We start from the raw sequence: 12,286 nt of genomic DNA, 5'->3' as shown, positions 1-12,286 counted from the left end.
AATGGTGCGGCCTGGCCGCGCCGGGCGGGATAACGCTTTCGGCGATTCCTATGCCCCGCCGTTATCACCTTTCCCCTCATGCCCTGCGGTTATCGGGTCGGGTTGTTGCGGAATCAGGCACACGGCCCGGCTGGGCTACAAATGAGGCCGTACGCTCGAACCCCACACCGGATCCACACTCCGGGTCGATGCGCATCCACATCACAGGAGACCCTTGATATGAAAATCGCAACCCTCGCCCCGCGACTGGCGCTGTGCGGCCTGCTCGGCCTGTGCGCGGCGGCGCCCGCCCTGGCCGCGGACGACGCCTTCCCCTCCAGGCCCATCCACCTGATCGTGCCCTTCAGCGCCGGCGGCCAGTTCGACTTCCTGGCCCGCCTGGTGGCCAAGCCCATGAGCAAGAATCTCGGCCAGAGCATCATCGTGGAAAACGTCGGTGGCGCCGGCGGCAACGTGGGCGGCGCCAAGGTGGCAGCCTCCAAGCCCGACGGCTATACCCTGCTGGAATACGGCGGCAATTTCGCCATCGCCAAGTACCTGTCGCCTGGTCTTTCCTATGACCCGGTGGCCGACCTGGAGCCGGTCGGCGCGATCAGCATCGCGCCGCACGTGATCCTGGCCAGCAAGTCCCTGCCGGCCAAGACGTTCAAGGACATGGTGGCCTATGCCAAGGCCAATCCGGGCAAACTCAGCTACGGCAGCCCGGGCGTGGGCACTTCCATGCACCTGACTTTTGAGGAAGTTCGCAAGCACTTCGGCTTCCAGGCCACGCAGATCCCCTATCGCGGCGGCAGCAATATGCTCAATGACCTGGCCGGAGGCCAGATCGGCGTGGGCATCGTCGCCGTGGCGCCGGCGCTGCCCTTCATCCAGTCCGGCAAGATCCGCGCCATGGCGGTCACCGGCAAGGAGCGCGCACCTTCGCTGCCCGACGTGCCTACTATCTCCGAGCTCGGCTACCAGGGTTTCGACAGCGGCAGCTGGGCGGGAATCGCGGTGCCCAAGGGCACGCCGCAGAAAATCGTGGATCGGCTGAACCAGGCGATCAACGCGGCGCTGCACGACCCCGAAGTGCTGCAGCGCTTCCACGAGCTGTCGTTCCAGGCGCTGCCCGGCACGCCGGAGCAGTTCCACAAGATGATAGACGAGGAGGCGCAGCGCTACGGCCCGGTCGTCAAGGCGCTGCACCTGGTGCAGAAATAGCTTATCAGCCGCGTTTGCCCGCGGCGCCGCCGCGCTGCGGCTGGTTTCCGCTGAAGCGGGGCCGGGTTACACAAGAACCGTAACAGTTCTCGTGTAAGCTGGCCCCGTTTTTTTAAAACATGGCGGTTTTACCCGAACAGCTCCGGTTTTACCGAAGCCGTTCCGGCTTTCACGAATTTTTTCCGGATATTCACCCACGACGGTCGCGGCTTCGGCGACAATACCGCCACTCTCGTCATTCCATTTCGCTGGCCCGCAACTCCGCGCCGCAGCCGTCCCATGCGTTTGAATATTCTCAGTCCGGCGTTCAGCGCCTCCGCGTCGCGGCTACTGCCCAATCGCTGGGATTTCATCGCCTTTCCGCTGATCATCTGCTTGATCGCCATGGGGGTGGTGGGCTACCACCAGACCATGGCGCCCATCTCGGTGCTGCAGACCCAGGCGATCTCGCTGTCGCCCGCGGCGCTGCCCGACTATGCCCTGCGCACCACCCTGCGCATGCTGGCGGCCATGTGCGCCTCGCTGCTCTTCACCCTGGTCTATGGCACGCTGGCCGCCAAGAGCCGCCGCGCCGAAAAAGTGCTGGTGCCCATCCTCGACATCCTGCAGTCGGTGCCGGTGCTGGGTTACATCTCATTCACCGTCACCTTCTTCCTGGCACTGTTCCCGGGTCGTGTGGTCGGTGCCGAATGTGCCGCCATCTTCGCCATTTTCACCAGCCAGGCCTGGAACATGGCCTTCAGCTTCTACCAGTCCATGCGCTCGGTGCCGCGCGACCTGCTGGAAGTCGCCCGCAACTTCCGGCTCAGCCCCTGGCAGCGCTTCTGGAAGCTGGAGGTGCCCTACGCCATGCCCGGCCTGGTCTGGAACATGATGATGTCGATGTCGGGCGGCTGGTTCTTCGTGGTCGCCTCCGAGGCCATCACGGTGGGCAACCAGACCATCACGCTGCCCGGGGTCGGCTCCTATCTGGCCACGGCCATTCAGCACCGCGACCTGCCAGCGGTGGGCTACGTCATCCTGACCATGGCGCTGGTCATCCTGGCCTACGACCAGTTGCTGTTCCGCCCGCTGGTGGCCTGGGCCGACAAGTTCCGCATGGAAAACACCGTGTCGGCCAGTTCCCCCGAATCGTGGCTGCTGGATCTGGTGCGGCGCACGCGCCTGATCACCCTGCTGCTAAAGCCCCTGGGCGGGGTGCTGGCCGCGCTGGCCCGCCTGCCCATGGCGGCTGCCGGCGGCCGCCATGGGCGCGCGCCCGCCGCAGCCGCAGAGACGCGCCCGCCGTCGAAACTGGCCGACGTGGCCTGGGTGCTGTGCATTCTGCTTGCCACCCTGTACCTGCTGTATCGGGTGGTCGCTTTTGCAAGTACCGGCGTGGGCCTGCCCGAGGTCGGCCACGTCTTCGTGCTGGGCGCCATCACCCTGCTGCGCGTCATGCTGCTGATTGCACTGGCCTCGCTGGTGTGGGTGCCGCTGGGCGTGCTGATCGGCCTGCGCCCGGCACTGGCCGAGAAGGTGCAGCCGCTGGCGCAGTTCCTGGCGGCCTTCCCGGCCAATCTGCTGTTCCCAGTGTTCGTGGTGCTTATCGTCAGGTACCGCCTGAATGCCGACATCTGGCTGTCGCCGCTCATCATACTGGGCACGCAGTGGTATATATTGTTCAACGTGATCGCCGGCGCCTCGGCCTTTCCCAACGACTTCAAGGAAGCCGCGGCCAACTTCCGAATCCGCGGCTGGCAGTGGTGGAAGCAGGTCATGCTGCCCGGCATATTCCCCTATTACGTCACCGGCGCCATCACCGCCGCGGGCGGGGCCTGGAATGCCAGCATCGTTTCCGAATATGTATCGTGGGGCAGCGACAAGGTGGCTGCGCATGGGCTGGGCGCCTATATCGCGCACAACACCATCGCCGGCGACTTCCCCAAGATCATCCTGGGGATAGCGGTCATGTCGCTGTTCGTCACCCTGGTCAACCGCCTGCTGTGGCGCCCGCTATACGCCTACGCGGATGCCCGGCTGCGTATGGATTAGGGCCCGTTCACACTAAAAGGGGAACCGCAATGGCGGGCCTCAACATGCATGATCTCCATACCGCCTTCCCCCACACGGCCGCGCCCGCCGGCACGGCCCTACCCGCCCGTTCAAGGCCACATCATGCCTGACCATACCGCCAACCCGAACGAGATCCTGCGCGTCCAGAACGTGCGGCGCGGCTTCAGCAAGCCCCAGGACGAACTGCTGGTGCTCGACGACGTCAACCTGAGCCTGGGCCGCAAGGAAATCGTCGGCCTGCTGGGCCGCTCGGGCTCGGGCAAGTCCACGCTGCTGCGCATCATCGCCGGCCTGATCCGGCCCAGCGGCGGCAGCGTCGTCTACCGCGGCGCAGAGCTGGACGGCCCGGCCGACGGCGTGGCCATGGTGTTCCAGACCTTTGCGCTGTTCCCCTGGCTGACCGTGCTGCAGAACGTCGAGGCGGGCCTGGAAGCCCTGGGCGTCCCAGCCCAGGAGCGGCGCCAGCGGGCGCTGGCCGCCATCGACCTGATCGGCCTGGACGGCTTCGAGAACGCCTACCCGCGCGAGCTGTCGGGCGGCATGCGCCAGCGCGTCGGCTTCGCCCGGGCGCTGGTGGTGGATCCGACCGTGCTGCTGATGGACGAGCCCTTCTCGGCGCTGGACGTGCTGACGGCCGAGACCCTGCGCACCGACCTGCTCGACCTGTGGAACGAGCGGCGTTTGAAGATCGAGTCCGTACTAATCGTCACGCACAATATCGAAGAGGCGGTCTTCATGTGCGACCGCATCCTGGTGCTGTCGTCCAACCCGGGCCGGGTCATAGCAGAAATCAAGGTGCCCTTCCCGCACCCGCGCAACCGCCTCGACCCGGCGTTTCGCCGCCTGGTGGACGACATCTACGCCCGCATGACCGCACGCTCCGGGGCCGGCGGCATACGCAAGGAGCTGGAACTCGGCACTTGGCTGCCGCAGGTGTCGACCAACCTGATGGCCGGCCTGATGGAAACCCTGGCCATGGCGCCCTACAACGGCCGCGCCGACCTGCCGGAAATCGCCCGCACCCAGCACCTGGAGGTCGACGACCTGTTTCCGGTGGCGGAAATGCTGCAGCACCTGGGCTTTGCCGACGTGCGCGAAGGCGACATCATCCTGACCCCGGCCGGCAAGGCCTTTGCCGACGGCGGCACACAGGAACGCAAGCAGATGTTCGCCGAACGGCTGCTGCGCTCGGTGCCCATGGCGGCGCGCATCCGCGCGGTGCTCAACGAGCGCCCCGGCCACCGGGCCCCCAGGGTGCGCTTCGAACAGGAACTGGAAGATTTCCTGTCCGACAGCGCGGCCGAGGAAACCCTGGAATCCGTCATCAACTGGGGCCGCTACGCCGAGATCTTTTCCTACGACGACCAGGCCGAGACTTTCAGCCTGGAAGACGTCGAGTCCTGATCGGCTCGCCGCCTGGCCGAGCGCCGCGCGCAAATCGCCGGCACGCTTTCCGGCGGCGAGCGCCAGATGCTGGCCATAAGCCGCGCCATGATGAGCGGCCCGCGGCTATTGCTGGTCGACGAACCCAGCCTGGGCCTGTCGCCCCTGCTGGTGGAAACCGTCTTCGACAACCTCGCCAGCCTGAACCAGAGCGGCACGTCCATACTGCTGGTGGAACAAAACATGGCCGAAGCCCTGGAACTGGCCGGGCAGGCGTATGTGATGCAAAGCGGCAAGATCGCGCTGCAGGGCACAGCACAGGAAATCAGCGCATCAGATCAGGTGAGGAAGGCTTATCTGGGCTTGTAGAAGCGGGCAGCGCACGCATTCTCGGGGATGGGGCCAGCCACTACTGCTTTCTCTCATTCCACGTCTAAATCAACCGCGCACTTTGGCAGCTTCGCTTACCGTACCAGGCGCACTGTCTGCGCTTCGATTTCGCGAGCACGATTGATTTAGAAATGGAATCAGCCATCGTTCCCATGCCAATTTTCCCAGAGCAGGCCTGGCACTCGAGAAAATTCACGCACATTGCGCGTCACAAGGGTCGCCTGATAGCGCAGCGCGGTTGCGGCAATCAGCGTGTCATGCGGCCCAATCGGTGTACCTGCCGACTCCAGGCTTGCACGAATCCTGGCGGCACAGCCGGCACACTCGGTGTCGAAAGCCATCACCTGCAATGGCGCGAGCAATTGCGTAAGCGCCGCCAGTCTTGGCTCGGCAAGCTTTCGCGGCAAGCGCAACATCCCATAGCGCAGTTCGTACTCGACGATAGCAGGCACGCCAAGATCGGCCGGCCGCGCCGCCCGCATCCGCGCAACGACTTGCGGCTCGCCCCGAAAATAATAGCTGATCGTATTGCTATCGAGCAGCCACATTACCTACCACCCGAGTCGCGCGGCATCCTCTGCAGACGGCTCTGCAGGTTCGTCGCGCAGTGGGAAATCCGGAAAGCGGCCTGCCAGATCAAGACAGTCCTGCGGCCACGCCTCTCCGGCATGCTTGCGGATAAGATCGGCCACCCAGCGGCTTTTCGACACACCCTGCGCCTTTGCCGAGCGCTCGATCAATTCCTGTGTGCCTTCATCCAGGTACAAAGTGATTTGCGACATTTTCGTACCCCATAGCAGTAAACACATATATTTTATATTATAAGTGGATAGCTCCACTTACTCTCTCAGAGCCAGACATCCGAGTCAGGCATCCAGCGCTTGCCGGCTGGCTTTCCATCACTCTTTTAGGGGAAACCAATGTCACTGACAGGCAGTTGCCTATGCGGATCCGTTCGCTATCAGATCCAAGGCCTGGACTCACCTATTACGCACTGCCATTGCAAGACATGCCGCAAGGCCCACGCCGCCGCATTCACGACAACGGCCCGCGTCATGCGTGACCGATTCCAGTGGACTGCGGGAGTGCATCATGTACGGTCTTTCCAATCGTCTCCAGGGAAATTCCGGCACTTCTGTTCGCTTTGCGGCAGCCATCTTATTGCGGAGCGCCCCGCACAGCCGCACCTCATCCTGCGCGTGCCAACCCTTGACGACGACCCTGGCGTGAAGCCAGTCATGCACATTTGGACGTCGCACGACGTGCCATGGCTGGAAACCAACACCCAAGCCAGCCACCCCGAATGGCCTCCCGCGAACTGACAAAGCCTAACTGTCAACGGAGCGTACTTACGGCAAAGCCGGATTATTCTTATGATAATTTCCAGCCGTAATCTACCGTTCTCAATAGACAGAGAAAATCCAATGTCACTTTTACGCATGCACGCGAGCCGCCTCACCTGGCTATCAACCCATGCCCTTATCGGCGCCGCGCTGGTTCTGGCATCCCAGACCGCAAGCGCGCTTTCCAAAGACGCGCAGATATGCAGGGCCTCCGGCGGCACCTTGCTCGTAGGCCAAGTGGTTTCACCGCCAAAATTCAGGCACGGCATGTACAAAAAAGGCGTCGAGCTGTCGCACACGCACCTGAAACTGCGCGGCGGCGACGGGCAAACTTACGACGTCGCCATAGACAACGTGTTCGCCTCCGGCTACCAGCCACATTCAAAAAAAGTGCCCGAACCCTTGAACACCATAGAAGTGGGCGACAAGGTTCAAGCCTGCGGCATACCCTTCAAGGGCGGCATCCATTGGGTACACAACAACTGCGGAGACAGGCCCACCCGGTCTGACCCGGACGGCTGGCTCAAAATAGTGCGAGCCGACGGCAGCACCGGGCCGAACCTGGAAAGCAGCGAGAAATACTGCCGGCTGTGGCCGCGGCGGTGAATTGACGCCAAAGTCAACCTCGTCAAGGCCGGCAATTCCCGCCAGCTCAACCCCAGGCCTTCCGGTGCCTTTCTAATAGAAATACGCCGCCCTGAATTCACATCATGATTTGTATATTATGATAATATACAAATCATGATTGATTTCAATAAAATCATTGGCTTCGATTGGAATCACGGCAACGAGCGCAAGAACGCTCATAGCCACGATGTTTCCATACAAGAAGCAGAAGCCGTGTTTTTCAATCATCCCCTGATCGTCACTTTGGACGACAAGCACAGCCAAGTGGAACAGCGGATTCGAGCCTTGGGATGCACGCACGAAGGACGCCTGCTAACCGTCATCTTCACCCTGCGGGCCAACGATACACTCATCCGTGTGATTTCAGCGCGCGACATGCATCGCAAGGAGCGTAAGGAATATGAGCAAGACTAAGCCAATCCCGAAATTCGCCTCGGAAGCCGAAGAGCGGGCTTTCTGGGAAGCATCAAACAACGACTCGACCAAATACTTCGACTCGTCAAAGTCGGTACGTGCAGTACTGCCCAACCTCAAGCCGTCCACCACCTCCATCTCCTTGCGCCTGCCCGATGCCCTGCTGGATCACATCAAGGCACTAGCCAACAAGATGGACGTGCCCTACCAATCGCTCATGAAGATCTGGCTGGCAGAGAAGGTGGCGGAACAAGAAAAGCGCGCTGCTTGAAAAGGCTTATACCTGCTTGCCTCTCCCATTCATAAAAATTGCTTACCCACTCCGCATGAAACTTATCATGGCATGAGCTGGCTGGAGTGATAAAACCGCACTGAGACTTGGGGGCCACGGCTCAATCGAGCCGCGACGACGCGGCCGCTTAGTCACATCATCTGCCGCCCGCCCCCCACGCGGAACGCGATGTAGACCAGGATGGTCGTCACCAGCAGCAAAATCGACGACAGCGCCGAGGCCGTTCCGTACTCGCCCTGATCCACCAGCTCGAATATCTGAACCGGCATGGTGACGGTGTTGCCTACATAAAGCACCAGGGTGGCCGACAATTCGTTGATGGCCGTTATGAAGCTCATGATTGCGCCGGCCAGGATGCCCGGGCCTATCAAGGGCACGGTAACCCTCAGCAGGACTTTGAGGGGGCTGTATCCCAGGCTGATCGCGGCGTCTTCTATGCTGGGGCTGACCTGCTGCAAGGCCGCGATCATGGCGCGCATGGCGTAGGGCAGCCGCCGTATGAACAATTGCAGGATGATGATGGTGGCCGTGCCGGTAATGGCTATGGCGCCAGTGTTGAAGCTTGCGGCGTAGGCGATACCCATGACGATGCCGGGCACGATGTAGGGAATGGTCAGGGCGGCGTCGAGAGCCGTGGAAAAAAAGTTTCGTTTCCGGACGATGATGTATCCCAGTACCGTGCCGACGATGACGATACCGACCACCGCCACGCCTGCATAGAGCAGCGAATTCTCGATTGCCACCGGCACCTCGCCCAGCACTTGCCGATAGCTGTCCAGGCTGAAGCCCGGCATGAAGACGGGGCCGTTCTTCTTGCGGAACGACTCGACGAAAACAGTGATCATGGGCAGTACGCCCACCACGGCGATAAGGTAGCAAACGCCGTGTACGAGTATGCTTGTACCCAGCGACATTTCGCGCGGGGGCCGCGGCCGGGATTTCGAGCCTTGCGACAGGTCGTGCCGCACGAACCATCGCTGCCCAAGCACGAGCACCAGCGAAATGGCCAGCAGGACGAGGCTGATCGTCGAAGCCATGCCGGGGTTTTCGCCGGTCTCGGACGAGAACAGGATGTATGCCTGCGTGGACAGTGTCTGGAAGTCGTGGCCGATGAAGCGCGGCGTGCCGAAGTCTGCCACCGAGAGTATGAATGTCAGCAGTCCCGATGCCGAGACCGCCGGCGCGATCAGGCGCAGGGTTACCTTCCAGAACCTTTGGCCCGGCGGCATACCGAGCAGCTCGGCCGCCTCTTCCAGCGAAGAATTGACGTTGCGCAGCGCCGCGGAAACGATCAGGAATACATAGGGAAAGAACTTCAGGCTGAAGACGAAGATGACGCCCCCCGCGCCGTATATGGTCGGGCAGGGAATGCCGATGCTCAATAGCGCTTGCCGGATGACGCCGTCATAGCCCAGCAGAATGATCCATGCGTAGGCGCCGATGAAAGGCGGGGTCACCAGCGCGATGACGGCCAGCGACGAGATTACGGTAGGGCCGCGCACCTTGAATCGCGTGACGAGCGCGGCCAGCGCAACGCCCAGCACCAATGACCCTATCATTCCCCCGAAGCCGCCGATGAACGTATTGATCAGGTCGTGATAGTAGATGTGCTTGGTAAAGACGTCGACATAGTGCTGGAGCGTGAAATGGCCGTCGGCATTACTCTTGAAGCTGGCCGCTATGATCGTGCGCAGCGGGTACAACAGCAGGGCCGCCAGAATCAGCCAGCCCAGAAGCAGGGAGACACGCCAGATATCGGTAAAGTGCTTGCGCATGATCACAGGCCGTCGTGGGCAAGCACGCCATCGGGCGCAAACAGCTTGAGCTGCTCGCGCCGTATGCGCAGCGGCAGCATGTCGCCTTCCTTGTAGGCATGCCCGATGTCGCGATCCCGCAGGTTTGCCGATATGGAAACCCCATGCGCGGCCAGGGTCAGGATCGCTTCACGCCCCAAGTAGGTAATGTATTGAAGCTTGGCTTCGATGCGCAGGCTGTCGGGGTCGCCGCCGCCGACGTCGACCGCCTCCGGACGAAAGCCCAGCGTATAGGCGCCTTCGGCAACATCTGCTACGACAGGCACATTCAGTTCGATCGTACCGTTCCCCGCATCGGCCACGAGCCTTCCTCTCTCGGCCCGCACCGCAAGAAAATTCATCGACCCGAGAAAGCTGGCCACGAACATATTGGCCGGGTGGCGGTAAATCCTGTCGGGGCGATCGATCTGCTGAACCTTCCCGGCGCTGAGCACGCAAATGCGATCCGATATGGCCAGCGCCTCTTCCTGGTCGTGCGTCACATATATGGTGGTAAGGCCCTGATCACGCTGGATCTTGCGGATGTCGTCGCGCATCTCGACACGCAATTTTGCGTCGAGGTTGGATAGCGGCTCGTCCATCAGCAGCAGCCTGGGCTGGATCGCCAGCGCCCGCGCGATGCCCACGCGCTGCTGCTGGCCGCCGGACAGGGACGAAGGCATTCGATCTTCCAAACCATCGAGGCGTACCAGCCGGATTGCGTCGGCCACGCGCCGGGCGCTTTCAGCCGCCGCCATCTTGCGCACCTTCAACCCGAAAGCAATGTTCTGGCGCACCGTCAGATGCGGAAAAATGGCGTAGTCCTGGAACACCATGCCGATGCCGCGCCGGTGCGGCGGCAGCTTGTCGACACGCTCGGTGCCAAAAAAGACCTCGCCCGAATTGTGCGGCAGGAACCCCGATATAACCTTTAGCAGCGTAGTTTTGCCGCAACCGCTAGGGCCCAGCAAAGTAAAAAATTCCCCGGACGAGATATCGATATTAATATTGTCAAGCACGAGCTTTGAAGAGCCATAAGATTTATTCAGTTCCAGGACTTTGATATTTGACATTCATGGCTCCCCATGCAGCAAGGAATAGCAATCACAGGAAATGGGGCTACATCATGACCGAAGCATCGAAAATGACACGCGCAGGGCAGTTCGAACTTTGCACGGACGTCGTGCTGCTGAGCACCGGCAAACCATCACCAACTATTCTTCTGATTCGCCGCAAGTTCGACCCATATGCAGGGCGCTGGGCCCTGCCGGGCGGCCGCCTGGAATTGGACGAAGACCTCATGGACGGGGCGGCGCGCGAGCTGGCCGAAGAAACCCACATCGCGAACGTCCCCTTGATCCAGATCGGCGCCTTCGGCAAGCCTGGCCGGGATCCGCGCGGCCGCGCCATAACGGTGGCTTTCCTGGGAAAGCTGCCGGCCGCAAGAAAGGGGCAGGCCAAGGCTGCAGACGACGCAGCGGAAACGCAGTGGTATCCCATCGATGCGCTTCCGCCGCTGGCCTTCGACCATGCCGACATCATTGCCGCCGCCCTGAAGCTTTAGCGCAGAGAATCGTTCAGGGCTCTCCACTTCTTGACCCAGGCGTCGGTATGGCTGCCGACATACTTCATGTCGAACTTGACGCGCTTGATCTTGTCCAGAGACACCGCGCCACTGGGCGCTACGTCGATGTTGGTAACGGGGCGGCGGGACAGCAGCTTTACGATGGCCTGTTGCCCGTTGTCGCTCAGCACCCAGTTGATCAGCTTGCGGGCAGCCTCTTGATGCGGCGCGCCCTTGATGATGGCCATGCCATCGGGAATCACCGACGTGCCTTCCTTGGGGTACATGATGACGACGGGGCCGCCGGCGCGCACATAATCGAGCGCGTTGTCTTCCAGAAGTATGCCTATGGGATATTCGCCATCGTTGACCAGTCTGGCGACCGCACCCGCGCTGTTGGCGAATTCATAATTCTTCAACAGGCCCTTGTACAAGGCCCAGCCTTGCTCTTCGGTTGGCTGCGTCAGCAAAACCGTGGCAAGCGCCTGAAAGGCATTGCCCGACAAATCCGCCTGGGTCGACGCGATCTTGCCTTTCCATTTCGGGTCGGTAAGGGCCTTCCAGCTGTCCGGCCTGTCGGCCTTGGGAACTTCTTTGGTGTTTATGGCCACCACCACCGTCGCGGCACTGAACGGCGTCCACAGCGCATGGACATCGAATTCGGGCCGGATTTTCTTTGCGTTCGGCGGAGTGTAGGGCTCGATCAAGGCCGAGGCCGTCTGCAGGTTTGCGCCGCCCAGGCTCAGCAGCACATCGCCATTCGGGTGTGAAGATTCGGCCTTCACGCGATTGAGCAGCGTGCCTGTGTTGGCGGTGACCATGCTGAATTTCACGCCGGTGTCCGCGGTGAATTTCTGCAGTAGCTGCCGCACCGGCCCCGCCTTCAGCGGGGTGTAGACGACGACCGAGCTTTCCGCCGCGGCGGCGGGTGCAGGCGGGCTTATGAACAGGCCAGCCAACACGCCACCCAGCATGTAGGCGGCGCACTTGTGGAATTTTGATAACAACACGACTCGTCCTCCTTGTCTCTTGGGTGCCAGGCAGGACGTCGACTCTTGCCGAACACTATCTCTGATCGGACTTCAAATGCAGTGAAGGAACTTAGTTTTGCCAACCGGCCTATCCGCAAATAGATACAGACAGGCCCAGGCCATACGCTTGATATTAGGAGTCATACGCTTACTAAACGCTTAAGAGCGCCCTTGGGCTCAAGCCTCCTGTG

General features: G+C 61.5%; 13 protein-coding genes and 1 pseudogene. 9 read left to right on the top strand and 5 right to left on the bottom strand.

Going from position 1 to position 12,286, the window contains the following annotated elements:
• Positions 1-219 precede the first annotated feature (219 nt).
• The 4 genes and pseudogenes from CEY11_RS07290 to CEY11_RS07275 all read left to right on the top strand — a co-directional run.
• Positions 220-1,203, top strand: a complete 984-nt coding sequence (locus CEY11_RS07290; RefSeq protein ID WP_158215225.1) for a Bug family tripartite tricarboxylate transporter substrate binding protein — start codon at positions 220-222, stop codon at positions 1,201-1,203.
• Between the two features lie 279 nt (positions 1,204-1,482).
• Positions 1,483-3,237, top strand: a complete 1,755-nt coding sequence (locus CEY11_RS07285) for an ABC transporter permease (RefSeq protein ID WP_088602666.1) — start codon at positions 1,483-1,485, stop codon at positions 3,235-3,237.
• A gap of 123 nt (positions 3,238-3,360) precedes the next feature.
• On the top strand, positions 3,361-4,662 hold the full coding sequence (locus CEY11_RS07280) for an ABC transporter ATP-binding protein (RefSeq protein WP_088602665.1): 1,302 nt from the start codon (positions 3,361-3,363) through the stop codon (positions 4,660-4,662).
• 9 nt (positions 4,663-4,671) lie between these two features.
• Positions 4,672-5,010 (top strand): annotated as a pseudogene (locus tag CEY11_RS07275) (ATP-binding cassette domain-containing protein); the annotation flags it as partial.
• A 158-nt stretch (positions 5,011-5,168) separates the two neighbouring features.
• Here CEY11_RS07275 and CEY11_RS07270 read toward each other — a convergent pair.
• Both CEY11_RS07270 and CEY11_RS07265 read right to left on the bottom strand, forming a co-directional pair.
• The gene (locus CEY11_RS07270) at positions 5,169-5,579 is read right to left on the bottom strand and encodes a type II toxin-antitoxin system VapC family toxin (RefSeq protein ID WP_088602663.1); all 411 of its coding nucleotides are present in this window, start codon (positions 5,577-5,579) and stop codon (positions 5,169-5,171) included.
• A gap of 3 nt (positions 5,580-5,582) precedes the next feature.
• Entirely contained in the window at positions 5,583-5,813 is a 231-nt protein-coding gene (locus tag CEY11_RS07265) for a CopG family transcriptional regulator (protein WP_088602662.1), read from the bottom strand.
• Positions 5,814-5,951: 138 nt separating this feature from the next.
• Between CEY11_RS07265 and CEY11_RS07260 the strand changes: the two genes are divergently transcribed.
• The 4 genes from CEY11_RS07260 (at position 5,952) to CEY11_RS07245 (ending at position 7,686) form a co-directional block, all read left to right on the top strand.
• On the top strand, positions 5,952-6,353 hold the full coding sequence (locus CEY11_RS07260) for a GFA family protein (protein WP_088602661.1): 402 nt from the start codon (positions 5,952-5,954) through the stop codon (positions 6,351-6,353).
• A gap of 288 nt (positions 6,354-6,641) precedes the next feature.
• A complete protein-coding gene (locus CEY11_RS07255; RefSeq protein WP_233154750.1) occupies positions 6,642-6,980 on the top strand; it encodes a hypothetical protein in 339 nt (112 codons plus the stop codon).
• Between the two features lie 135 nt (positions 6,981-7,115).
• Entirely contained in the window at positions 7,116-7,415 is a 300-nt protein-coding gene (locus CEY11_RS07250; protein WP_088602659.1) for a BrnT family toxin, read from the top strand.
• On the top strand, positions 7,402-7,686 hold the full coding sequence (locus tag CEY11_RS07245; RefSeq protein WP_088602658.1) for a BrnA antitoxin family protein: 285 nt from the start codon (positions 7,402-7,404) through the stop codon (positions 7,684-7,686). The genes CEY11_RS07250 and CEY11_RS07245 overlap by 14 nt, the downstream gene beginning before the upstream one ends.
• A gap of 152 nt (positions 7,687-7,838) precedes the next feature.
• Here CEY11_RS07245 and CEY11_RS07240 read toward each other — a convergent pair whose 3' ends face one another.
• Positions 7,839-9,482 carry an ABC transporter permease gene (locus tag CEY11_RS07240; protein ID WP_088602657.1) on the bottom strand — a complete coding sequence of 548 codons (1,644 nt, stop codon included), beginning with the start codon at positions 9,480-9,482 and terminating at the stop codon, positions 7,839-7,841.
• Between the two features lie 2 nt (positions 9,483-9,484).
• Positions 9,485-10,573 (bottom strand): ABC transporter ATP-binding protein, encoded by a 1,089-nt coding sequence (locus CEY11_RS07235; RefSeq protein WP_088602656.1) that lies wholly within the window; start codon positions 10,571-10,573, stop codon positions 9,485-9,487.
• Between the two features lie 53 nt (positions 10,574-10,626).
• Here CEY11_RS07235 and CEY11_RS07230 point away from each other — a divergent pair, with 53 nt between their 5' ends.
• On the top strand, positions 10,627-11,064 hold the full coding sequence (locus CEY11_RS07230) for an NUDIX domain-containing protein (RefSeq protein ID WP_198958847.1): 438 nt from the start codon (positions 10,627-10,629) through the stop codon (positions 11,062-11,064).
• On the opposite strand, the gene CEY11_RS07225 is transcribed toward CEY11_RS07230, so the two are convergent.
• The gene (locus CEY11_RS07225; protein WP_088602655.1) at positions 11,061-12,074 is read right to left on the bottom strand and encodes an extracellular solute-binding protein; all 1,014 of its coding nucleotides are present in this window, start codon (positions 12,072-12,074) and stop codon (positions 11,061-11,063) included. The two genes, CEY11_RS07230 and CEY11_RS07225, sit on opposite strands and share 4 nt — an antisense overlap.
• Positions 12,075-12,286 lie beyond the last annotated feature (212 nt).

This window comes from Candidimonas nitroreducens (assembly GCF_002209565.1).
Classification (GTDB): Bacteria; Pseudomonadota; Gammaproteobacteria; order Burkholderiales; family Burkholderiaceae_B; genus Candidimonas; species Candidimonas nitroreducens.
The sequence above is the reverse complement of the archived record's forward strand: the minus strand, read 5'-3'. Positions and strand labels throughout refer to the sequence as shown.